Source organism: Methyloceanibacter sp. (assembly GCF_041573655.1).
Lineage (GTDB): Bacteria > Pseudomonadota > Alphaproteobacteria > Rhizobiales > Methyloligellaceae > Methyloceanibacter.
Window position 1 is genome coordinate 67,673 of record NZ_JBFFQD010000001.1, and the last position, 21,727, is coordinate 89,399.

Here is a 21,727-nt window from a genome sequence, read left to right on the forward strand (position 1 = left end):
TAATAATTAGCTGGGACCAGCCCGCTTTTCGCGGGCTCTCGAAGGAGATTTCATTGACATCGGCGGTTTCGACCTCGTTTGACAGCTTTAAGTGCCGGCGCACGCTCAAAGTCGGCAAGCGCGAATACGACTATTTCGATTTGAAGAAGGCGGAGGCCGCCGGTCTCGACGGTATCGGCCGCCTGCCGTTCTCGCTCAAAGTGCTGCTGGAGAATCTCCTGCGGCACGAGGACGGGCGCAGCGTCACCGACGACGACATTCGGGCCGTGGCCGATTGGCTGAAGGACAAGCGAAGCGATCGCGAGATCGCCTTTCGGCCGGCACGCGTGCTGATGCAGGACTTCACGGGCGTGCCCGCCGTGGTCGACCTCGCCGCGATGCGCGACGCCGTCACCAAACTCGGCGGCGATCCGCACAAGATCAATCCGCTGGCGCCGGTCGATCTCGTTATCGACCACTCGGTGATGGTGGATGCGTTCGGCACGGGCGCGGCGTTCCAGTTCAACGTCGACAAGGAATATTTGCGCAATAGCGAGCGCTACGCGTTCTTGCGCTGGGGCGCGGGCGCCTTCGACAATTTCCGCGTGGTGCCGCCGGGCACGGGCATCTGCCACCAGGTCAATTTGGAGTACTTGGCGCAAACCGTGTGGACCAAGAAAGAGAACGGCACGAGGCTCGCCTTCCCGGACACGCTGGTCGGCACCGACAGCCACACCACGATGGTCAACGGGCTTTCCGTTTTGGGCTGGGGCGTCGGCGGTATCGAGGCGGAAGCGGCCATGCTCGGCCAGCCGATCTCGATGTTGATCCCCGAAGTTGTGGGCTTCCGGCTCACGGGGACGTTGCGCGAGGGCGTCACCGCCACCGATTTGGTGCTGACCGTCACCGAGATGCTGAGGCGTAAAGGTGTCGTCGGCAAGTTCGTGGAATTCTTCGGCACCGGTCTCGACAATTTGCCGCTGGAGGATCGCGCCACGATCGCCAACATGGCGCCGGAGTACGGCGCAACGTGCGGCTTCTTCCCCGTCGACAAGGAGACGCTTGATTATCTTGAAGCGACCGCGCGGAAGGATTCACGCGTCGAACTGGTCGCGACGTATGCGAAGGCGCAAGGGCTTTACCGGAAGGACAAGACGCCCGACCCGGTGTTCACGGACACGCTTGCACTCGATCTTGGCGATGTGGTGCCGTCGATCGCGGGGCCGAAGCGTCCGCAAGATCGCGTGCCGCTGACCCGCGCCGCGCCCGCCTTCGCCGAAGTGCTCGACAAGGAGTACGGCAAAGCGGCGGAAGCCGACAAGCGCGTGCCCGTCGAGGGTAAGAATTTCGATCTTGGCCATGGCGACGTGGTCATCGCCGCAATCACGTCGTGCACAAACACATCGAACCCATATGTAATGGTGGCTGCGGGTGTGCTGGCGCGCAACGCCGTGAAGGAAGGCTTGAGCGTCAAGCCTTGGGTGAAGACCTCGCTGGCCCCGGGCTCGCAAGTGGTGACGGACTATCTGGACAGAGCCGGCTTGCAGGGCGATCTGGACAAGCTCGGATTCAATCTGGTCGGCTATGGCTGCACCACCTGCATCGGCAATTCCGGACCATTGCCGGAAGAGATTTCCAAGACCATCCACGACAACGGTCTAGCGGTCGCCTCTGTGCTGTCGGGCAATCGCAACTTCGAGGGGCGTGTCAATCACGACGTCCGCGCCAACTATCTCGCGTCGCCGCCGCTCGTCGTGGCCTACGCGCTTGCTGGCTCGGTGACGAAGGATCTTGAGACCCAACCTCTTGGCGTCGGCAAGAACGGCCCCGTCTACCTCAAGGACATCTGGCCATCCTCGAAGGAGGTGGCGAAGCTCGTGCGCAAGGCTGTGAAGAAATCGATGTTCAAGGAACGCTATGGCGACGTGTTCCGCGGCGATCCGGAGTGGCAGGCGATCAAGGTCGACGAGGGCCTCACCTATGACTGGGACACCAAGTCGACTTACGTGCAGGAGCCGCCATACTTCTCCGACATGTCGGCCGAGCCGGCGGCGTTGACCGACATTGACGGTGCGCGGATTTTGGGGCTCTTTCTCGATTCGATCACCACGGACCACATCTCACCGGCCGGCGCGATCAAGAAGGACAGCCCGGCGGGCCATTACCTCACGGAGAATGGCGTCGCCGTGCATGACTTCAACTCCTACGGCTCGCGGCGCGGCAATCACGAGGTGATGATGCGCGGTACGTTCGCAAATGTCCGCATCAAGAATCAGATGGTGCCCGGGATCGAAGGCGGCGTGACGGTGCACTACCCGTCCGAAGAGCGCATGGCGATCTACGATGCGGCCATGCGCTACCAGGACGAGGGCATGCCGCTCGTGGTGTTCGCCGGCAAGGAATACGGTACGGGCTCCTCGCGCGACTGGGCGGCAAAGGGCACACGGTTGCTCGGCGTGCGCGCGGTCATCGCCCAAAGCTTCGAGCGCATTCATCGCTCGAACCTGATCGGCATGGGCGTGCTGCCGCTGGTCTTCGCCGAGGACATGTCCTGGGAGAAGTTGGGGCTCACCGGCAGCGAGACCGTCTCGCTAAAGGGTCTGAACGATCTCAAGCCCGGGCAGTGGGTCGAGGCGGATATCGTTTATCCGGGCGGCGAAACCAGAGCCGTACCGCTCCAGGTGCGGATCGATACGTTCGACGAACTGGACTACTTCCGGAACGGCGGAATCCTTCACTACGTCCTTCGCTCGCTCGCGAAGGAAGCCGCTTAAGGTCACTGAGTTGTGACCCTCCGCGAGCGGATTTTGCCGGAAATTCAGCGGCGTTTCCGGCATTCTAGGGACATGAGGCTAGTCACCCTTCTTGCAGCGCTTGTTGGCGCGGCGTGTACCGCCGCGCTTCTGGCGCTCGCGTTCTCGGTGCCGAGCCGGGCGGAGAAGCCCAAGCTCGCAACGGATACGCCCGTGCTGATCGAACTGTTCACCAGCCAGGGCTGCTCGTCCTGCCCGCCGGCGGATGCGCTATTGAACGAGTATCGCGACAAGCCAGGGGTGATCACCCTGTCCTTCTCGGTCGACTACTGGAACTATCTCGGCTGGCACGACACGCTGTCGAGCGCTGAGAACAGCGAGCGTCAGCGCGACTACGCGCTCGCGCGCGGCGACGGCGCCGTCTACACGCCCCAAGTGGTGGTGGACGGCATCACCCACGTGAACGGCGCCAACGAGGCCGCGATCGAGATGGCCATGCGGCAGACCACACGGCGGCTCAGCGACGTGAAGGTGCCGATGTCCATGCGCGCGGAAGGTAAAAGCCTCGTGGTCGACATCGCCGATGCGCCGGAGACCTCGGACATGCGCGAGGCCACGATCTGGCTCGCGGTGGCCAAGGACCAGGAGACCGTCGCCATCGACCGCGGTGAGAATCGCGGCAAGGAGATCACCTATTCGCACCCGGTCCGGGATTTCACGCCGATCGGCATGTGGAAGGGCGAGAAGATGTCGCTTCGCCTGCCGCTGAAGGATCTCCAGACCATCGGCGGCGACTGCCTCGTGGCCATGTTGCAGGTCGAGGGCTCGGGTCCGGTCCTGGGCGCTGCGGCCTACGAGCGCGACTAGCCCCCACCGTTTTCTGCCTCGCAAATACAAAAGGGCCGGCGTGTCGCCGACCCTTTCGAGCTGCCTCTTCGATGAGAAATGGCCCGGTCCGAGAGAAGACCCCGGGGGGCTGGGGGGCTTAGATTCCGAAGCCCTCTCAAGTTGGACCGGGCCGAAAGGCAACGGTGTTTACCATAAGGTTTTTTGGGGCGCGCCCTTGACTGAACTGGGGCGAAACCGCGAATTATGTTTCGCATTGTTACAGTCCGTCAGGGGCTCGCGCCGCTTGAATTTCCGGGTGCCAGCGGTCATCATGACGCTTCCGTTACAGGAGGCGCGATTGAGCGAAACGGAACCCATAGTCGTGCCGCTGGCCTTCCGGGCTGGCGGCCTACAGAGCCCCTCCGAGGGGGGCGCCCGGCGCGACGGCATCTCATTCGATCGCCGGGAACTCTCCCAAATCCTCAATGTCTACGGCCGGAAGGTCGCCAGCGGCGAGTGGCGCGACTACGCCATCGATACGCTGAAGGAAAAGGCCGTTTTCTCGGTTTTCCGGCGCTCGTCCGAGATGCCGCTCTACCGCATCGAGAAGACCCCGAGGCTGGCGCGCCGCCAGGGCGCCTATACCGTGATCGCAGCCACGGGGCTGATCCTCAAGCGGGGCCACGACCTTGCCCGGGTCTTGAGGGCCCTCGATAAGGGCCTTCGCCTCGTAGAGGCCTAATTCACAGCGCTTAATCGGAATTGAGAGAGGTCCAGACAAGAGAGAAGCCCCGGAGACGGGGGGACTCGGGGCTTCTCCGGTTCCTTCTGGGGGGAACCTCGTGACGGGGAGGGAAAGACCCGCCACGATACGAATCTGGCGATGCGGCGCCGATTTTCAACCCATGCGAGCCGTCCGCAGGCCAGGCCAGGGTAAACCGGAAAAGCAAAGGCCCCGACGTTTCCGCCGGGGCCTTTTCGCATCTTTGGATGCTTTGTGCCCCTAGCGGCGGTCGCCGAAGAGCTGCAGCAGCATCATGAACAGGTTTATGAAGTCGAGGTACAGGCGCAAAGCCCCCATGACGGCCTTGCGGCCAGACATAGAGCCATCGTCGTTGGCGCTGTACATCTCCTTGATCTGCTGGGTGTCGTAAGCCGTCAATCCGGCGAAGACCAGCACGCCGATCACCGACACTGCGAACTGCAGCGCGGTCGAACCGATGAACAGGTTCACCAGCGAGGCGATGATAATGCCGATCAGGCCCATGAACAGGAACGAACCCCAGCCCGACAGGTCCTTGCTCGTGGTGTAGCCCCACAGCGACAGGGCGCCGAACGATGCCGCGGTGATGAAGAACACGCGCGCGATGCTTTCGCCGGCATAAACCAGGAAGATCGACGAGATCGATGCCCCCATCAGGGCCGAGAAGACCCAGAAGGATAGCTGGGCCGTGCCCAAGCTCATGGAGCCGATGCGCATCGATAGGAAGAACACCATGGCGAGCGGCGCGAAGATCACCACCCACTTGAAGCCGCTGGCAAACATGAAGTTGCCGAACGCGGTCAGTTCCAGCCCGCCCGCGCCCTGTTGCACGGCCATGGCGTAGATTGCATAGGCGACGACACCGGTGATGGCGACTCCGGACGCCATGTAGTTGTAAACGCGGATCATATAGGCGCGCAGGCCCTGGTCGATGGCGCCAGCGTCGGCGCGTCCGACCGATTGCCCATAACGTCTGTCGAGTTCCGCCATATACGAAAATCCTTCTCTAGCGTTTGTCAGGAAAGCCACTCTGACCTGAAATATGGTGGTTTTAGGCTATTTCTGCAAGATGAAGAGAGTGTGTCCCATCAATCGGAAATGCCTATGAGGTCCAGTGCTCGGGGCCTATTCGGACCTCAGATAGGGCGCCGCCTTGACCGAAAGCACCCGCCAGGTGGTGAAGGCGCCCACGATAAGAACCAGCGCCAGCGCCAGTCCGATGGTCGCGGCCGCGGCGAGCGGCGCGAACTTGAACTCGATGTCGAAGGCGAAGGTGCATAGCGCCCAGGCGGTGATGGTGGCGATGAGGATCGCCAGCAGCGACGTGGCGAGCCCGAGCACGCCGAACTCGAGCAGCTCGGCCTTGACGATGAGCCCGCGCGTGGCGCCGAGCGTCTTGTAGAGCACAGCCAGATATTTCCGGCGCTGCTGGCCGGCGGATACCGCCCCAGCCAGGACCGCGGCGCCGATCAGCAGCGTGAAGCCGGACGTTGCTTGGATTGCACCCATGAGCTTTTCGAGCATGGCCTTGGCCGCGTCGACGATGTCGCCGATCTTGATGGCGGTGACGAGGGGAAAGCGCTCGGCGAGCGATTGAATGATCTTGGCTTCCTCGTCCGGGTCGGTGCCCTTGGGCAGTTCCAGCGTGGTGACCAGTCGGTGCGGTGCGCCTTGCAGTGTGTTGGGTGAAAACACCATGACGAAGTTGATAGCAAGCGACTCCCAGTCGATCTTGCGCAAGCTCGCGATCTTGGCCTCCACGTTGCGGCCGAGGATGTTGACGGTGATCTGATCGCCGAGCTTCAGACCGAGACCCTTGGCGAGCTCGCCGTCGAAGGAGACCAGCGGCGGTCCGTCATAGTCCTTCGGCCACCATTCGCCTTCTTCGACCTTCGAGGCGCCCGGCACTGTATCGGTATAGGTAAGCCCCCGGTCGCCGGCGAGGACCCAACGCGCGTCCGGCTTGACTTCGACGTCGTCCACGGACACCCCGTTCAGCTTGACGATGCGGCCGCGCAACATGGGCGCGTTGTCGGTCTTTGCCTTCGGCTGGATCTCCTTGGTCGTCTGCTCGAAGGTCGCCAAATCGCCGGGCTCGACATCGAGGAAGTAATAGGCGGGCGCGTCGACCTCCACATGGCTCTCAATCTCGGTGATCAGCGAGTGGTGGATCAGGGCCACGGCGATGAGAAGGCCGAGTCCCAGCCCCAACGACACGGCGATGGATCGGGCGAGCGAGCCTGGCGCGCCGATACTGGCGAGCGCGAGCCCCCAGGCCGGCGGCTTGGTGCGGCGATAGCGTGCCGCGAGGCGCTGCACGAGAAGTCCAAAGCCAAGCAGCAGTCCGAAGGCGGCGAGGATCCCCAGTGAAATCGCCGCGGTGACAAGACGTTCTTCGGAAGCGGCAATGGCGAGCACGAATAGGGCCAGCCCCGCCGCGGCCGAGCCGAGCGCGAACGCGGTCGTCGACCGCTCGCGCTCTTCGGTGAGATGGGCGCGCATCAACACGGCGGGCGAAATGCGGCTGGCGCGGCCGAGCGGCCACAGCACGAACAGCACCATGGTCAGGAGCCCGGCGAGCGCCGCCACGATGAGCGGCATGGGATGCGGCTCGACCGCAAGCCTGATGGGAAGCGTGTCCTCGTAAAGCGTCGCAATGACAATGGGGGCGAACGCGCCGAGCACGAGACCAATGACGATACCGATTGCGGCGAGCATCAAGGCCTGAATCAGATAGACATTGAGCACCAGCCCGCTTGTGGCGCCGACGCATTTGAACGTCGCGATGACTTCGCGCTTCTTGGCCATGTAGCTTTGGATGGCATTGCCGACGCCGATGCCGCCAAGCAGAAGCGCGGTCAGTCCCACGAAGTTGATGAACTGGGTAAAGCGCTCCGCATCGCGCCGCATTGATGGCGCCGGGTCCGTCCAGTCGCGGATGGAGAAACCGCTTTGCGGAAACTTCGTCTCCATGTCTTTGCGCGCGGCGGTAAGCTTGTCGCGGTCGACGCCGGCATCGTCCGGCAACTTCAGGCGATAGGTCCAGCGGATGAGACTGCCCGGCTGTACCAGTCCGGTCTTCTCCAGCGTGTCACGGGACATCAGGACTTTCGGACCGTAGGACAGCCGGTCGGCTAGGCGGTCGGGCTGATCGCCGAGCACGCCGCCGATCGTAACCTCGGCCTCGCCGATCTTGAGGGAATCGCCGATGTCCAGTCCAAGCCGGTCGAGGAGAATCTGTTGGGCAAGCACGACGTCGGGTTTTCGCCAAAGCGGGCCGGCGCCTCGCGGCTCCACGACCGCGACCTCGCCATAGAGCGGGTAGGGCGCATCGACCGCCTTCACCTCGACAAGCGCGCTCTTGCCGTCGGGCGCGCGTGCCATGGCGCGGAAGCTTGCGGACGCGCTGATCTCGCCGAGCTCTTTGAGCGCAGTCATCTCGCCTGCGCTCGCCTGGCGATGGATCACCTCGAAGGAAAGATCGCCGCCGATCAAAAGCCGCCCCTGGTTCGCCAGCGCCTTGTCGAAAGCCGTCGCCAGTGAGCCGATGGCGGCCACCGCGGCAACGCCGAGCGCGATGCATATGACGAAGACCACAAGGCCGCTGGCGCCGGCGCGCAGCTCACGCAAGGCAATGCGAAAGGCGAGCGAAGTTTGCGCGGCGTTTACGGGCGCCGCCGTTGTCGTGGCGGCAGACGTCACGACGCGTCCGCTTTGGTGTCGCTGTTCGCAACGATGCGGCCGTCTGCGAGGCTGACGATACGGTCGCAGCGCGTGGCGAGGTCGCTGTCATGCGTGATGAGAAGCAATGTCGCGCCGGTGCGCTCTTTCAGCTCGAACAAGAGATCCATCACCGCCGCGCCCGTGGCCTGGTCGAGATTGCCCGTAGGCTCGTCGGCCAGGATGAGGGACGGTTTGGTGGACAGCGCCCGGGCAATGGCGACGCGCTGCTGCTCGCCGCCGGAGAGCTGTCCGGGAAAATGGTCCTCGCGATGCGATAGTCCGACTTCGGACAAGGCCTCCTTGGCCACGGCGAAGGCGTCGTCCTGGCCGAGAAACTCCATCGGCAGCGCCACGTTCTCGATTGCCGTCATGGTGGGCACCAGATGGAAAGACTGGAACACGATGCCGATCTTACCCGCGCGAAGCCGAGCCAGGCCGTCTTCGTCGAGGGCGCCGAAATCCGTCCCAACGACGGTCACTTGGCCAGATGTGGCCCGCTCGAGGCCGCCGATCACCATCAGCAGCGTGGATTTGCCGGAGCCCGAGGGGCCGACCACCGCCATAGCTTCGCCCGATGACACGGTTAGATCGATGCCACGCAGGATCGCAACCGCGCCGGCACGGGACGGCAGGGTGACATGCACGCCTTCAAGCTCTATGGCGGGGCGTTGCTTCAGGGGCTGATCCATGGTCGGGCAAATCACCGCTTTGTCGTGGCTTGGAGCCTAGCCGCAATAGAGAATGGCAAACAGGTCCAAAAGATGAAACTTCGCGCCGCCTTCCTGAGCCTTCTCGCCGCAGCCTTGATCGGGTTTTGTGCGTCGGCCACGCACGCCGAAACGGATGAGATCGTGATTGTGGCGTTGGGCGACAGTCTCGTCGCAGGGCTTGGTCTGCCGCGGAACCAGTCCTTCCCGGCGCAGCTGGAGGCGGCATTGCGCGCCAAGGGGACACAAGTGCGCGTGGTGGACGCTGCCGTTTCGGGCGACACCTCGCGCGCCGCGCTACAGCGGCTCGATTGGGCCTTGCCGGAGGACGCGGACGCGGTCATCGTCGAGCTTGGCGGCAACGACGCGCTGCAAGGCCTGCCCCCTGCGGCGACCAAAGCGGCCCTCGCCGAGATCATCGAGAAGATCCAGGCCAAGGGGCTGCCGGTGCTGCTCGCCGGCATGGAGGCCCCGCGCAATCTGGGCAAAGACTATGTGGAAGCGTTCGGTGCGATGTTTCCAGAGCTCGCCGCGCAGTATGATGTGATCCTCTATCCCTTCTTTCTCGACGGCGTCGCGCTCAACGAGGAATTGATGCAAAAGGACGGCATCCACCCGAACGGCAAAGGCGTCGCCGTGGTGGTGGACAAGATCACGCCGAAGGTCGATGCGCTGCTGGCGAAGGCAGGCGGATGAGCACACCTCTGAAACAAGTCGCGGCGCTTCCGGTCGCGGAGACGAAGGATGGGCCCTTGGTCCTCCTCGTGACCACGCGGGGCCGTGGCCGCTGGACGATCCCCAGGGGTTGGCCGAAACTGGGCGTGGCCGATGCGGACCTTGCCGCGCGGGAAGCGGCCGAGGAGGCAGGCGTGGAGGGCGAGGTGGATGCGCGCCCGCTCGGCGCCTTCGACTACACCAAGCGGTTGCATCTGTTCTCCTGGGCCAAATGCACCGTCGATGTCTACCTGCTTCACGCGCGCTGTCAGTATCTGGATTGGCCTGAAAAGTCGGCCCGGAAAATCCTCTGGGTTTCGCCGGAAGAGGCCGCGTCGCTTGTAGCCGACGGCAAGCTGGCGGCAGTCTTACGTGATTTTTTCCGGCTAAAGGCCGCCTAGGAGCGGCGAGGACTCGTTCGTCCACACAAAGCGTTGAAAAAACCCCGGCACTGTTGTGGCGTCCGGCAAGACCCCGTATGACCGCTTTGTGACGGATCTCAGGAACTCAAGCGGATGACATCGCCGGACGAAAGCGCAACAGGCGTGGGTCCGGACAAGGTCCGGAAGACGTCCCTCGACAAGGATCTGCGCAAGATCGAGCGGTTGGAGGACGCGACCCGGACCGTCTCCAGCAACAGGTTCGCGCTCGGCATCGCCGCGCTCTTTCTGGCGACTGCCGGCGCACTGGCCGGTAGCCAAATTGGCGCCAGCCACAACGCCATTATTCTGATTGTAGCCGCGGTTATCGGCGGCTACATGGCATTGACCATCGGTGCCAATGACGTCGCCAACAATGTTGGCCCCGCGGTCGGTGCCCGCGCGCTGACCATGACGGGCGCGCTTGTCATCGCCGCAATTTTTGAATGCGCGGGCGCTCTCATCGCCGGCGGCGATGTGGTCAAGACAATTTCCAAAGGCATTATCGATCCGGCAGCAGTGCCGAGCAGCGAAGTGTTCGTCTGGGTAATGATGTCCGCCTTGCTCGCCTCGGCGCTATGGGTGCACTTGGCCACGGTCTTGGGTGCGCCGGTTTCGACCACGCACGCTATTGTCGGCGGTGTGCTGGGCGGTGGCCTCGCGGCGGTCGGTGTCGATGTCGTTGATTGGGTGATCGTTACCTCGATCTTCGCCAGCTGGCTGACCTCGCCGATCATTGGCGGTGTGATCGCCGCTGGCATTCTCGCCTTCATCAAGATCAATCTCATCTACCAAGAGGACAAGATCGCCGCGGCACGCCGCTGGGTGCCTGTGCTGGTGGCTCTCATGGCGGCGGTGTTCTCCGCCTATCTCGCCATCAAGGGGCTTAAGCGCGTCTGGACGCCCGGCCTGCCCGCCATCGCCACGATTAGCATCCTAGTCTACGGGCTCGTGTACCTGGCGGCGAAACCCTGGATTCGCGCGCAGTCCGAAGGGATGGAAAACCGCAACCAGGATTTGCGCAAACTCTTCCATGTGCCGCTCATCGCCTCGGCGGCATTGCTCTCCTTCGCGCACGGCTCCAACGATGTCGCGAATGCCGTCGGCCCGCTCGCCGCCATTTTGAATAGCGCGGAGTCGGGGACGTTGCTCAGTGAAGTCGGCGTTCCCTTCTGGGTGATGCTGATCGGTGCAGTTGGCATCAGCCTTGGCTTGTTCCTATTCGGACCACGTATTGTGCGGATCGTCGGTGAGAAGATCACCAAGATGAACCCGATGCGTGCGTTCTGCGTCGCGCTAGCGGCCGCTTGCACCGTGCTCTTCGCTTCGCAGCTCGGCCTGCCGGTCTCGACCACGCATATCGTGGTGGGAGCGGTGTTCGGCGTCGGTTTCTTCCGCGAGTACTACACGGCGCGCAGCCGCCGGCGGCGCTACTACGTCCTCAAGGAGAAGCGTCATGCGCCTGTCTCCCGGAAATCTCCCACCACGCCGGACGAACTGCGCCGCCGCAAGCTTGTGCGGCGCTCACATTTCGTGGGCATCATTGCCGCGTGGGCCATCACGGTGCCCTCTGCCGCTGCGTTGGCAGCGATGATATTCTTTGCCGTAGACTGGGTGCGCTAACGGTTCCGAGGCGGCAAGCTGACGACCATCTACGATCTGAAGCCGAAATTTCAGGCGCTGCTGCGCCCGCTGGCTGCATGGCTTGTGCGCGCCGGTGTCAGTGCCAATGCGGTCACCGTGGCGGCGCTGCTGTTGAGCGTGGCGCAAGGGCTGTGGATTGCGCTGCGGCCGGGCGAGGCCTTGCCGCTTCTCCTTCTTCCCCTGACGCTGTTCGTGCGCATGGCGCTCAATGCCATCGACGGAATCATGGCGAAGGAGCACGGTCAAGCGAGCGTCACGGGCGCGGTTCTCAATGAACTGAGCGATGTCCTGGCCGACGCCGCGCTCTATCTTCCTTTCGCGCTTGTGCCTGGTGTGAACCCCGCTCTTGTCGTGCTCGTGGTGGTCGCCGGCATTGTCGCCGAGATGACGGGCGCGCTCGGGCCGATGGTCAAGGCGTCGCGCCGCTATGATGGGCCGTTCGGCAAAAGTGACCGTGCGTTCGCGCTCGGGCTACTCGCGGTGCTGCTTGGGTTGGGGCTGGCGCCCGGTTTGTGGACGAGCGTCTATCTCGGCATTCTTCTGGCACTGTCGGCGCTCACCGTAATCAACCGTGCGCGCCGCATCGTCGCCGAGGCCGCGTCATGAGAACGATGTTTGGTCTGCCGGAGCATGTCGTCTACGCCACCGCCGGTGTCTGGGCACTCTTGGCATTGGCAACTGCGCTGGTGCTCTTCTTGCGGTGGCGGCGTCCCGGCCATTACGACGAGCTGGTGAGCCGGACCGCCTCGTGGTGGTGGATGATCGGCGCGTTCACGCTCGCCATTGTCCTCGACACCACAGTGGCCATCGTCTTTCTCGCCTTCATTTCGTACCTGGCTCTGAAGGAATATCTGTCGCTGATCCCCACGCGGCGCATCGACCGCGGGCTTCTGCTGTTCGCCTATCTCGCCATTCCCATCCAATATTATTGGGCCGCGACCGACTGGTACGGCATGTTCATCGTCTTCGTACCAGTGTGGCTTTTCCTGTTCTTCCCGGCGCTCATGGCGCTGCGCGGCGACACGAAAGGCTTTTTGGCTGCGGTGGGCACGCTGTCCTGGGGGCTGATGCTCACCGTCTTCTGCCTGAGTCACATGGCCATGCTGCTCGTGTTGGGCGCGAGTCATAACCCAGTCGCAGGCGGCGTCGGACTGCTGTTCTTCCTCGTGGTGTTGACCCAGTTCAACGACGTGGCCCAATACACTTGGGGAAAGCTCTTCGGCTGCCACAAGGTGACGCCCAATGTCAGCCCAAAGAAGACGTGGGAAGGGCTGATCGGCGGCGTGCTGACCACGACCGCCCTGGCTGCGGTTCTCGGGCCATATCTGACGCCGATGGACCATACGTGGTCGGCCGCTGCGGGTGCGGTCCTCGGCATTGCGGGCTTCCTCGGCGACATCACCATCTCGGCCGTGAAGCGCGATCTCGGTGTCAAAGATACCGGCGGCCTGATCCCCGGCCATGGTGGTATCCTCGACCGCATCGACAGCTTGACTTATGCGGCACCTGCCTTCTTCCACTTCTTCCGCCATTTCTTCGCGTCATGAGGATCGCGCCATGAGCACGAATCCGCTGATCCGCTTGGCGCGATTCCTGTTCTTCGCCGTCGTCGTGCGTGCGGCGATCCTTGTGGGTTTGGGGCTCACGGTTCGAAACCGCGCGCGGCTGCCGAAGGACGGCCCCGCCGTGCTTGCGGCCAACCACAACTCAAACCTCGATGCACTGGCGTTGATGTCGCTGATGCCGCTCAAGCTCCTGCCAAAACTGCGCCCGGTCGCGGCGGTGGACTACTTCTTCACCAGCAAGGCGAAGGGCTGGTTCGTGACCAACATCATCGGCATCATTCCGGTGGAGCGGGGTAGTGCCAAGAAGGGTGGCAATCCGTTGGCCGCTTGCGAAGAGGCGCTGGACCGCGGCGAGATCCTGGTGCTGTTTCCCGAAGGCTCGCGCGGCGATCCGGAGACGTTGGGGCCGCTTAAAAGAGGCATCGGGCATCTGGCGTGCGCGCGGCCCGGCGTGCCCGTCTTCCCCATCTACATGCATGGGCTCGGCAAGGCATTGCCGAAGGGCTCGTCACTCCTGGTGCCGTTCAATGTGACGGTCAATGTGGGCGAGCCGCTTTATGGGGCCGGCACGTACAAATCATTCATGAAGGACTTCGAGGCGCGCCTTGCCGCGCTCGCGGCGGAAGAGACGACGCCTCGCTGGGAGTAGCTGCAAAGCCCGTTCTGTGTCACGATTCGATCAAGCGTTCGGAGTGAGTCGTCCCTCAAGAGGAACCGCGCTTTTGCCGATACGCCGCACAGCCTTGGTTCTGATGGCGATCCTGCTTGCTCCCGTTGGTGCCGCGGCCCAGGACGATCCGGGGCTTGTCGCCATCATCGACACCTCGACCAACGTGACGCCGTTTCTGCCCCAGCTATGGGATGCGGGCGTTCGGGTGATCGGCCGCTATTACGGACGCTGTGCGCAATGGGCAGGAAAACGGCTTATCGACAATGGCGCGGCGGGTCAGCCGGGAAGCGAGATCGATGCCATCCTCGATCACGGCTTCGCGGTACTGTCGATCTATCAATACCTCTCGAGCAGCAAGCACAAGTTCCGCGGCAAGAGCCTTACGCGACACGGCAAGCTATTCACGCTTAAAGACGGCGCATGTAAACGCCCTGCCAACCCGCCGCATACCGCCAAGATGGAAGCGACACTCGATGCGCGCGCCGCCATCGCCCAGGCCAAGGCGATGCGCCAGCCGCCCAATAGCGCGATCTATTTCGGCGTGGACTTCAACTTTGACCGGTCCGACAGCGCCACCGCAAAAAAGATGATCGAGTATTTCACCGTGCTGAACCGCGTGCTCAAGGCCGAAGGGTATCTCGTCGGCGCCTATGGCAGCGGCGATGCGCTGATGCACCTGAAGCAGCACGGCCTTGCCGACTTTACTTGGTTGTCGGCTTCGCGATCCTTCGCCGGCTCCACGGAGTTCCACAACTCAGGACAGTGGAATCTCTTCCAGAGCTGGACGGACAAGGTATGGTTCGCGCGGCGAAAGGGCAGCAAATGCCGCGGCGGGCTCGCGCTCGATACCGACATTCAAAACGCGGCCTTTGCCGGCCAATCGATCGGCTTCTGGACGCGTGACGGGCCTTACATGGTGCCGCCGGCACGCACCGAGGCGATCTACAATCAGCGGCGGTTTGCCTGCAACGGCCATGCGCTGATCCGCGCCACCGGCGATTTGCCGCCGGGGCCGCTGGCGAGCACCGAGAGTTGCAGCAAGGGATTCAAGCGTTGTGAGCCGAGGCTGACGCGGGGGCTTATCGCGCAAATCTGCTACGCTAATACCGCGCGCATCGGCGAGCATAACGGGGTGCTGGTGCGCGTGGACTATGACGACGACGGCACGTTCGACGGTTGGACGCGCATCGACAACCTGTCGCGATCGTTCTCGGCCAAGCCGCATTACATCGGCAACCAGGCCGCGCGGCGCCGCGCGGTTTGTCCCTGACGGCGTCCGCCATCAACCGCCGAACGGATTGCCCATCTCAGCCAGCGCCAAGATAAGGAGCACGCAGGCGAGGAGTGCGGTGGCGGTGCGCAAATGGTTCCACATGCCCCACGAGGCTTGAAAGCGCTTCCAAAAATCGCGGCCGTCTTTTGTGTCCGGCGTAGCCGCCGCGAGCTGCGTGTTGAGCGGCACGTTTTGCATCATAGTGATGGCGAAGGGGCCTGCGAGAACAAGCAGTGTCCCGGCCAGCAGATAGCAAGACCCAGGCGCCCCCCATCGTAGAAGCGCTATGCCTGCTAGCACGGCACATAGTGCAGTCGTGCCGAAGAACACGGTCAGAAAGAGGGGCTTGCGAATTGCGGCTGTAATGGCCTGCATGGCGACAATGCCTCGCTCGGCCGATAGACCTTGAAGCGCGCGCATTAGAAAGGCGGAGAAGGAGAAGAAGCTACCGGCAAGGATCGCCACGCCCAGCGCCGCCAGAAGCGTCACCACGAATAGGAGCTGCTGCATGAATCGGGTACTCGCACGATTCCGCGGTGGCTACCAGTTCGGGTTGGCGCACTTGATGCCGCGGGTGTTGGCCTTGGTGATCTTGCCCGGATCGATCTCGGGCTCGCTCTTGGCCTCGGCTTTGGCCTTTGCTTCGCCCTCGGCCTTGCTCTCCGCCTCGGCCTCCGCGTCTTCTTCCGGCTCAGGCTTCGGTACGGCGACCTCCCAGGCGCGGCGCACCTCGCTCCACCACTCGTTCGAGTCCGGCCCCCTGGCGTCGCCAATAAAGCGCAAGGTGAAGTCGTCCCCCTTCATGCAGGCGATGGAGACCACATAGCCTTTCCAGGGCTTGGGGATGATCCGCGTGTCGATCACCTGAAACCTGGCGCCGCCCGTCTCCTTGCTGGTCAGAACCAGGGATTTGCCGTCCTCGCGCTGATAGTGGTGCACATAGATCGGCGGGGCGACGAGGCCACCGCCGAAATCGAGCCATCCCTCGATCTCGAGGCTGCCCTCATAGTCCTTGCCGATCAAGCTCTTGGCGAAGTCCTCGTCCGTGGGCCCTTCTTCCGCTTCCGTTCCCGCTTCGGCTTCCGCTGGAGCTTCCGGCTCCGCGGCGGCGGGACTTGCCGAAAACGCGCCGAGTCCGAGCGCGAGCAGGGCCAGGATGGTGGTACGGTACATGGCGCGCGTCTCCTCCAGTCTATCGTCCAACGGGTCGCGGGTAAGTCTATTCACAATCGCGGCAAATTTAATCCCTAACCTGACCGTCATGCAGACTCGGAAGTTCTTGTTCCTTTCGACCTTCGCGCTGAACGCCGTCATCGTTCTCGGCGCCGTTTGCGCTACGGCCGCCATGTCCGGCGTGTCGCGCGCGCCATCCTGCGGGACGCCCGAGCTGGAACGTATGGCCGGGCAAGTGATCATGGTGGGCTTTCACGGCGACGATGAGAACGACGAAGGGGTTCGGGCGATCCGCGCGCAACTCCACACAGGAACGATCGGCGGCGTGGTTCTGTTCTCGGAAAACATCGCGTCGCGGACGCGGGTGAAAAATCTCATCGCCTTCTTGCGCAATGCGCGCTCCACACCGCGTCCCTTCATCGCCGTCGACCAAGAAGGCGGTGCGGTGCAGCGGCTCAATCGCTGGAACGGCTATCAGTGGTATTCGTCCGCCAAGCATGTCGGCCGCAATCCAAGCTACGCAGAGCCGGAGGCCGTCGAGCGGTTCTACGGCGACATGGCCACTGCGCTGGCGGATACCGGCTTCAACATGAATCTCGGTCCCGTCGTCGATCTCGATATCAATCCATGGAACCCCGTGATCGGCGCGCGGGGGCGAAGCTTCGGTGCCGACCCCGATACGGTGACCTCGCACGCGGCCTCGTTCATCAAGGCGCATCGCGCGGTGAATGTCGCGACCGTCGCCAAGCACTTTCCGGGGCATGGTTCTAGCCGCACCGATAGCCACAAACGGCTTCCCGACATCTCGGCGACCTGGCGCGAGGTTGAGCTGGAGCCTTATCGCCGGCTTGCCAAAGAGGGCCTACTCGATGCGGTGATGATCGGGCATCTTTATCACCCGCGCTTCAGCGACTTGGAGAAGCGGCCGGCGTCGCTCTCGGTCAAGGCGGCAGGCGCATTGCGCAACAAGAACTGGCTCGCTTTCGATGGTGTAATCGTCAGCGACGACCTGGAAATGGGTGCGGTGGAGGACAAGGCCTCGCGCGAGGCGCTCGCTGTCATGGCCATCAAGGCGGGCAGCGATGTCGTGGTGTTCTCCAATATCGATGGCGGCGATCCGCAGCTTGGCGTGAAGCTCCACAGTGCGGTGGTGAAGGCGGTATGCGACGGAACCCTATCGGGTACGCGCATTGCGCAAAGCTATGACCGCGTGATGCGCCTCAAGCGGCGGCTGAAGAACAAGACGCTCGCTGAAACGGGGACTAGTGATACGCGTCGCTCGAAGGCGCTTCCCACAGCACGTAGTACGAGTACGCCGTATAACCCAGGATGATGGGCAGCAGCGGTATGGCGCCGTACAGCATAAAGAGCTGGGAGTCCGGCGCGGCGGCGGCCTGCCAGATCGTGATGTCCGGCGGGATGATGAAGGGAAACAGGCTCACCGCGAGCCCGACATAGCAGAGTAGAAAGATCGCGGCGCCCCATAGGAACGGTGTGTAGCGCTGGCGCTTCTCGATCCCCTTCCATAGGCTGAAGACGGAAAACGCGGTCAGAAGCGGCACGGGGCAGAACATGATGATGTTCCCCGGCGAGAACCAGCGCTCGCCGATCTCCGGATGCAGGAATGGCGTCCACAAGCTGAAGATCGCGATAAAGAGCGCAACGGCGATCAGCGCGTAGCGCGCCACGCCGTAGGCCCAGTCGCGTAAGGCATCGTCCGCTTTCATGATGAGCCAGCCGGCGGAGAGCAGCACGTAACCCGCCAGCGTTGCGACCGCGGTGACCACGGAGAACGGTGTCAGCCAGTCGAACGCACCGCCGGAGAACTGGTTGTCGGTGACGGCGAAGCCTTCCACGAAGGCGCCGAGCGCGCCGCCTTGCATGAGTGCGGCGAGGGTCGAGCCGCCGGCAAAGGCGAGATCCCAAGCCCAGCGGGAACGGTTCGACTTAAAGCGGAACTCGAAGGCGACGCCGCGCAAGATCAGCCCCAACAGCATGAGAATGAGCGGGATGTAGAGAGCCGGCAGCATCACCGAATAGGCCAGCGGAAAGGCCGCGAGGAGACCGCCACCGCCGAGAACGAGCCAGGTTTCGTTGCCATCCCAGAACGGGGCGACGGACGCCATCATGGCATCGCGATCCCGGTCGGACGGGGCCAGCGGGAACAGCACGCCAAGTCCGAGATCGTAGCCGCCGAGCAGCACATAGAGGAATACGGCAAGCGCCAGGATTGCGGCCCACACCAGCGGCAGCAGGACGGGAAGCACTTGGGTCATGTCGACGGCTGTGGGTGTCATCGCTCCGGCCTCAGGGGTTTCCGGCCGCGGCAAGCGGTCTGTGCGATAGATCCGTCTCGTCTTTGCCGGGCACTGGCGGCGTCTGCTCGGGACCGCTCGCGACGAGCTTGCCCATGTAGTAGACGCCAGCGCCGAACACGATGCCGTAGACGATGACGAACAAGATGATGGAGGTGAGGACGCTGCCACCGGGCACGGGCGAGACGGCATCCGCCGTGCGCAGCACGTTGTAGACCACCCACGGCTGGCGTCCCACTTCGGCTACGAACCAGCCGGCGAGCACGGCGATGAAGCCGAGCGGCGCGGCCCAGGTCATGGCGTGCAGGAACCAGCGTGTGGTGTAGAGCCGGCCCGTCAGCCACAGCACGGCGCCGATCAGCCCAAGCGCGATCATGATGAAGCCGATGCCGACCATAATGCGGAAGGAGAAGAACGGGATGACGGGGTCCGGCCGGTCTTCCGGCGGGAAGGATTTCAGCCCGCGCACCTCCCCATCCCATTCATGGGTGAGCACGTAGCTACCGAGCTCGGGGATTGCGATCTCGTATTTGTTGCTTTCGGTCTCGACGTCGGGCCAAGCGAACAAAACGAGCGGCGCGCCACGCTTGGTCTCCCAATGCGCCTCGATGGCGGCGATTTTGGCCGGCTGATGCTCGCGCGTATTGAGCCCATGCAAGTCGCCGATGACAAGCTGCAATGGCGCAAGCCAGACGATCAAGCTGAGCGCCATGCCGAGCATGATGCGGCCATGGGGAACGGACTTGTTCTTGAGAACGTACCAAGCGCCGACGCCGCCGACCACGAAGGCCGTGGTGAGATACGCGGCCGCCAACATGTGGGCAAGGCGGTAGGGGAAGGAGGGATTGAAGATCACCTCCCACCAATCGGTGACGTGCAGCACGCCCGCCTCGTCCACGCGGAAGCCTTGCGGCGTCTGCATCCAGCTATTGGCGGACAGAATCCAAAAGGCCGAGATGGCGGTGCCGAGCGCCACCATGCAGGTGGCGAAGAAGTGCACCCATTTCGGCACGCGCTCGCGGCCGAACAGCATGATGCCGAGGAAACCAGCCTCGAGGAAAAAGGCGGTCAGCACCTCGTATGACAAGAGCGGGCCAATGACATTGCCGCCGCGGCGCGACAGCTCGCTCCAATTGGTGCCGAACTCGTACGACATGACCACGCCGGAGACGACGCCCATGCCGAACGACACGGCAAAGATCTTGATCCAGTGGCGGGAGATATCCGCGTAGATCTGCTTGCCGGTCTTGAGCCACAGTCCCTCGAGCACGACTAGCCAGGCTGCCAAGCCAATTGTGAATGACGGAAAGATGATGTGGAAGGAAATCGTGAAGGCGAATTGGATGCGCGAGAGAAGTAGCGGATCGAGTTCGGACATGATCCTTCGGTTCCCACCCTGCCCAGTCGTTAGGTCGCCATTCTCGTACGACTCACAATTGTTAGGGCAAGACTAGACGGGTTTCCCGACGAAGACTAGGAGGCCGTCGCCGCCACGGCTGACATGCACAGATTGCTTGCCGGAACCGCGGCGGGATCAAACGCGAAACGAGGCTAGTCGATCAACTGATAGGAGTGCGTGAGCCAGCGATAACCGCCGTCCGGGCGCCGCTCTATGTAGCCGATCGAGGGGAACGGCATATGGAAGCCGCTGACGGCCACGCGGTCTCCGGCTACCATGTTGAACATGCGCGCGCGGGTCTTCGCCGCTTGCTCCTTGTCGACGTCGAACACGCAATGCCAGTCGGGCCGCGCCAGTGAAGCCACTTGGTGGTGGGCGCAATCGCCCCAGAACACCTTTCGCTTGCCGTTGCTTTCGATGTTGAAACCGAGATGGCCCGGCGTATGACCGTATGCCTCGATGGCGCGGATGCCGGGCACGACATTGTCGCCTGGCTTCAGGAATGTCGTCTTCTCGGCGAAGGGCACGACGTAGTCGCGATAGTGGGCCGCATGTTTCGCCAGATCGCCTGTGGGCTTGTCGCCGCTCCAGTAGTCGTAATCGATCCCCCTGTCACGTAGCGCGCATTGGGAAAGAGCGGCTTGCCCTTTTCCAGCACGCCGCCGATGTGATCGGGATGGCCATGCGATAGCATCACGACGTCGACCTGCTCCGGCTGGATCCCCGCCGGCGCAAGTTGCGTCGCCAGCCAGCCACCGGCAGGGCGGGGGACGAAGCCGCGCTCGCCGTTGCCGGTATCGAAGATCAGGATCTTGTTGCCAGTATTGATGACCATGGGCGTGAAGCCTGGCCGGTACCTGTCGGGTGGAAGCAGGTTGGCTTGCATGAGCTGTTGGACATCGGCCTGCTTGGTATTGCCGCCGATGAGCGGCCAGGGCCCGTCAACGCAGGCGTCGGAATCGGCGATCATGGTCACTTCGAAGTCGCCAAGTTTGAAGCGGTAGTGGGTCGGCTCATCGCGGCCTAGCATTGGCGCGGCCGCTGCCGCAGGGTTTGCGCGAAGGGCATTGGCAACGGGTGCCACGGCAAGCGCTCCGCCCGCGGCCAGGAGCGCGCGGCGGCTGAGATCAGAACGCGGCATGGACATTTTCCTCCCTATCGTTGCTCACGATCCTATTGGAGAGTGCCCGCTGCGACTTGTATGAACGTGCTATGCGCAACGCGCCGGCCAAGCCCAGCCTCGGCAAGATCAGGCTGGGGCCGCCCCCGTCTGTTTGAGGCGGCGGTAGCTCATTCGACGCAAGAATCCACGAGACCGTGCTCCTTTCGCCTTGACCGCGCCCGCGAATGTTATGTTATATCATGCAATATGAACGCGGCCCATCACCACCATCCCGAGCCCAAGCTCTCGCACAATCAAAGCAAGATCCTGGCCTGTTTGCGCAAGACGGGCGAGCCGATGAGCGCCTATGCCATCCTGGATGTGGTGCGCAAAGCCGGGATCTCCCATCCGCCGACCGTTTACCGGGCGCTGAACGACCTCATGCGCAAGGGCATGGTGCACCGGCTGCAATCCCGCTCGGCGTTCGTCGCCTGCGGCCACGGCGTGTGCGACGGCAAGTTCGCCTTCGCCATCTGCAAGGCTTGCGACAGGGTGGTGGAGATTTCGCTGTCCGACGACGATCAGGCGGCGCTGCTCGGTTTGGCGCCCGACGAAATCACGCCGGAAAAGGTGACGGTCGAGATCGCCGGTCTTTGCGACCATTGCCGCGCCGCCTAGCCGGAATCGTTTGAAAGGAACG

19 protein-coding genes and 1 pseudogene are annotated in these 21,727 nt (G+C 63.1%); 12 read left to right on the forward strand and 8 right to left on the reverse strand.

All coding sequences use genetic code 11. The annotated features are described in order from the left end of the window. The first annotated feature begins 53 nt into the window (after nucleotides 1–53). The 3 genes from acnA to ABY454_RS00400 all read left to right on the forward strand — a co-directional run bounded on the left by acnA (nucleotide 54) and on the right by ABY454_RS00400 (nucleotide 4,302). Nucleotides 54–2,753 (forward strand): aconitate hydratase AcnA, encoded by a 2,700-nt coding sequence (gene acnA, locus ABY454_RS00390; protein WP_372928178.1) that lies wholly within the window; start codon nucleotides 54–56, stop codon nucleotides 2,751–2,753. Between the two features lie 72 nt (nucleotides 2,754–2,825). Continuing rightward, on the forward strand, nucleotides 2,826–3,599 hold the full coding sequence (locus ABY454_RS00395) for a DUF1223 domain-containing protein (RefSeq protein WP_372928179.1): 774 nt from the start codon (nucleotides 2,826–2,828) through the stop codon (nucleotides 3,597–3,599). 292 nt (nucleotides 3,600–3,891) lie between these two features. Beyond that, the gene (locus tag ABY454_RS00400) at nucleotides 3,892–4,302 is read left to right on the forward strand and encodes a DUF2794 domain-containing protein (protein ID WP_372928180.1); all 411 of its coding nucleotides are present in this window, start codon (nucleotides 3,892–3,894) and stop codon (nucleotides 4,300–4,302) included. Nucleotides 4,303–4,563: 261 nt separating this feature from the next. On the opposite strand, the gene ABY454_RS00405 is transcribed toward ABY454_RS00400, so the two are convergent. From ABY454_RS00405 to ABY454_RS00415, 3 genes are all read right to left on the reverse strand, one after another. Then, on the reverse strand, nucleotides 4,564–5,313 hold the full coding sequence (locus ABY454_RS00405) for a Bax inhibitor-1/YccA family protein (RefSeq protein ID WP_372928181.1): 750 nt from the start codon (nucleotides 5,311–5,313) through the stop codon (nucleotides 4,564–4,566). 135 nt (nucleotides 5,314–5,448) lie between these two features. After that, on the reverse strand, nucleotides 5,449–8,025 hold the full coding sequence (locus ABY454_RS00410) for an ABC transporter permease (RefSeq protein ID WP_372928182.1): 2,577 nt from the start codon (nucleotides 8,023–8,025) through the stop codon (nucleotides 5,449–5,451). Then, on the reverse strand, nucleotides 8,022–8,735 hold the full coding sequence (locus tag ABY454_RS00415; protein ID WP_372928183.1) for an ABC transporter ATP-binding protein: 714 nt from the start codon (nucleotides 8,733–8,735) through the stop codon (nucleotides 8,022–8,024). Before ABY454_RS00415 ends, ABY454_RS00410 begins: the two co-directional genes overlap by 4 nt. A 72-nt stretch (nucleotides 8,736–8,807) precedes the next feature. On the opposite strand from ABY454_RS00415, the gene ABY454_RS00420 reads away from it, so the two are divergent. The 7 genes from ABY454_RS00420 to ABY454_RS00450 all read left to right on the forward strand — a co-directional run bounded on the left by ABY454_RS00420 (nucleotide 8,808) and on the right by ABY454_RS00450 (nucleotide 15,035). Then, nucleotides 8,808–9,449: an arylesterase gene (locus ABY454_RS00420; protein ID WP_372928184.1), complete on the forward strand. Its 642-nt coding sequence runs from the start codon at nucleotides 8,808–8,810 to the stop codon at nucleotides 9,447–9,449. After that, nucleotides 9,446–9,868, forward strand: a complete 423-nt coding sequence (locus ABY454_RS00425) for an NUDIX hydrolase (RefSeq protein ID WP_372928185.1) — start codon at nucleotides 9,446–9,448, stop codon at nucleotides 9,866–9,868. The genes ABY454_RS00420 and ABY454_RS00425 overlap by 4 nt, the downstream gene beginning before the upstream one ends. Before the next feature lie 114 nt (nucleotides 9,869–9,982). Further along, nucleotides 9,983–11,509, forward strand: a complete 1,527-nt coding sequence (locus ABY454_RS00430; protein ID WP_372928186.1) for an inorganic phosphate transporter — start codon at nucleotides 9,983–9,985, stop codon at nucleotides 11,507–11,509. 84 nt (nucleotides 11,510–11,593) lie between these two features. Further along, entirely contained in the window at nucleotides 11,594–12,136 is a 543-nt protein-coding gene (locus ABY454_RS00435) for a CDP-alcohol phosphatidyltransferase family protein (protein WP_372928187.1), read from the forward strand. Then, on the forward strand, nucleotides 12,133–13,077 hold the full coding sequence (locus ABY454_RS00440) for a phosphatidate cytidylyltransferase (protein WP_372928188.1): 945 nt from the start codon (nucleotides 12,133–12,135) through the stop codon (nucleotides 13,075–13,077). The genes ABY454_RS00435 and ABY454_RS00440 overlap by 4 nt, the downstream gene beginning before the upstream one ends. Before the next feature lie 10 nt (nucleotides 13,078–13,087). Then, nucleotides 13,088–13,744, forward strand: coding sequence for a lysophospholipid acyltransferase family protein (locus ABY454_RS00445; RefSeq protein WP_372928189.1), 657 nt, complete (start codon nucleotides 13,088–13,090; stop codon nucleotides 13,742–13,744). A 103-nt stretch (nucleotides 13,745–13,847) separates the two neighbouring features. After that, nucleotides 13,848–15,035, forward strand: a complete 1,188-nt coding sequence (locus ABY454_RS00450) for a glycoside hydrolase domain-containing protein (RefSeq protein ID WP_372928190.1) — start codon at nucleotides 13,848–13,850, stop codon at nucleotides 15,033–15,035. A gap of 12 nt (nucleotides 15,036–15,047) precedes the next feature. Here ABY454_RS00450 and ABY454_RS00455 read toward each other — a convergent pair whose 3' ends face one another. Together ABY454_RS00455 and ABY454_RS00460 are read right to left on the reverse strand one after the other, a co-directional pair. After that, a complete protein-coding gene (locus ABY454_RS00455; protein ID WP_372928191.1) occupies nucleotides 15,048–15,548 on the reverse strand; it encodes a DUF1772 domain-containing protein in 501 nt (166 codons plus the stop codon). 30 nt (nucleotides 15,549–15,578) lie between these two features. Then, complete coding sequence (locus tag ABY454_RS00460; RefSeq protein WP_372928192.1) at nucleotides 15,579–16,211, reverse strand: hypothetical protein; 633 nt, start codon at nucleotides 16,209–16,211, stop codon at nucleotides 15,579–15,581. An 88-nt stretch (nucleotides 16,212–16,299) separates the two neighbouring features. Here ABY454_RS00460 and ABY454_RS00465 point away from each other — a divergent pair, with 88 nt between their 5' ends. Next, nucleotides 16,300–17,544 (forward strand): glycoside hydrolase family 3 N-terminal domain-containing protein, encoded by a 1,245-nt coding sequence (locus ABY454_RS00465; protein WP_372928193.1) that lies wholly within the window; start codon nucleotides 16,300–16,302, stop codon nucleotides 17,542–17,544. On the opposite strand, the gene cydB is transcribed toward ABY454_RS00465, so the two are convergent. From cydB to ABY454_RS00480, 3 genes and pseudogenes are all read right to left on the reverse strand, one after another. After that, the gene (gene cydB / locus ABY454_RS00470; protein ID WP_372928194.1) at nucleotides 17,474–18,508 is read right to left on the reverse strand and encodes a cytochrome d ubiquinol oxidase subunit II; all 1,035 of its coding nucleotides are present in this window, start codon (nucleotides 18,506–18,508) and stop codon (nucleotides 17,474–17,476) included. The two genes, ABY454_RS00465 and cydB, sit on opposite strands and share 71 nt — an antisense overlap. A 10-nt stretch (nucleotides 18,509–18,518) precedes the next feature. After that, nucleotides 18,519–19,904, reverse strand: a complete 1,386-nt coding sequence (locus tag ABY454_RS00475) for a cytochrome ubiquinol oxidase subunit I (protein ID WP_372928195.1) — start codon at nucleotides 19,902–19,904, stop codon at nucleotides 18,519–18,521. A gap of 173 nt (nucleotides 19,905–20,077) precedes the next feature. Beyond that, a pseudogene (locus tag ABY454_RS00480) lies at nucleotides 20,078–21,066 on the reverse strand (MBL fold metallo-hydrolase). Nucleotides 21,067–21,294: 228 nt separating this feature from the next. On the opposite strand from ABY454_RS00480, the gene ABY454_RS00485 reads away from it, so the two are divergent. Beyond that, nucleotides 21,295–21,705: a Fur family transcriptional regulator gene (locus ABY454_RS00485; protein WP_372928196.1), complete on the forward strand. Its 411-nt coding sequence runs from the start codon at nucleotides 21,295–21,297 to the stop codon at nucleotides 21,703–21,705. Nucleotides 21,706–21,727 lie beyond the last annotated feature (22 nt).

What these genes read in the sequence shown, in the direction of transcription:
- ABY454_RS00465 (WP_372928193.1), top strand. Translation starts at nt 16,300, where the DNA reads ATGCAGACTCGGAAGTTCTTGTTCCTTTCGACCTTCGCGCTGAACGCC.
- ABY454_RS00485 (WP_372928196.1), top strand. Translation starts at nt 21,295, where the DNA reads ATGAACGCGGCCCATCACCACCATCCCGAGCCCAAGCTCTCGCACAAT.
- ABY454_RS00445 (WP_372928189.1), top strand. Translation starts at nt 13,088, where the DNA reads ATGAGCACGAATCCGCTGATCCGCTTGGCGCGATTCCTGTTCTTCGCC.
- ABY454_RS00455 (WP_372928191.1), bottom strand. Translation starts at nt 15,548, where the DNA reads ATGCAGCAGCTCCTATTCGTGGTGACGCTTCTGGCGGCGCTGGGCGTG.
- cydB (WP_372928194.1), bottom strand. Translation starts at nt 18,508, where the DNA reads ATGACACCCACAGCCGTCGACATGACCCAAGTGCTTCCCGTCCTGCTG.
- ABY454_RS00415 (WP_372928183.1), bottom strand. Translation starts at nt 8,735, where the DNA reads ATGGATCAGCCCCTGAAGCAACGCCCCGCCATAGAGCTTGAAGGCGTG.
- ABY454_RS00440 (WP_372928188.1), top strand. Translation starts at nt 12,133, where the DNA reads ATGAGAACGATGTTTGGTCTGCCGGAGCATGTCGTCTACGCCACCGCC.
- ABY454_RS00450 (WP_372928190.1), top strand. Translation starts at nt 13,848, where the DNA reads ATGGCGATCCTGCTTGCTCCCGTTGGTGCCGCGGCCCAGGACGATCCG.
- ABY454_RS00400 (WP_372928180.1), top strand. Translation starts at nt 3,892, where the DNA reads ATGACGCTTCCGTTACAGGAGGCGCGATTGAGCGAAACGGAACCCATA.
- ABY454_RS00425 (WP_372928185.1), top strand. Translation starts at nt 9,446, where the DNA reads ATGAGCACACCTCTGAAACAAGTCGCGGCGCTTCCGGTCGCGGAGACG.
- ABY454_RS00475 (WP_372928195.1), bottom strand. Translation starts at nt 19,904, where the DNA reads ATGTCCGAACTCGATCCGCTACTTCTCTCGCGCATCCAATTCGCCTTC.
- ABY454_RS00420 (WP_372928184.1), top strand. Translation starts at nt 8,808, where the DNA reads ATGAAACTTCGCGCCGCCTTCCTGAGCCTTCTCGCCGCAGCCTTGATC.
- ABY454_RS00430 (WP_372928186.1), top strand. Translation starts at nt 9,983, where the DNA reads ATGACATCGCCGGACGAAAGCGCAACAGGCGTGGGTCCGGACAAGGTC.
- ABY454_RS00405 (WP_372928181.1), bottom strand. Translation starts at nt 5,313, where the DNA reads ATGGCGGAACTCGACAGACGTTATGGGCAATCGGTCGGACGCGCCGAC.
- ABY454_RS00395 (WP_372928179.1), top strand. Translation starts at nt 2,826, where the DNA reads ATGAGGCTAGTCACCCTTCTTGCAGCGCTTGTTGGCGCGGCGTGTACC.
- ABY454_RS00460 (WP_372928192.1), bottom strand. Translation starts at nt 16,211, where the DNA reads ATGTACCGTACCACCATCCTGGCCCTGCTCGCGCTCGGACTCGGCGCG.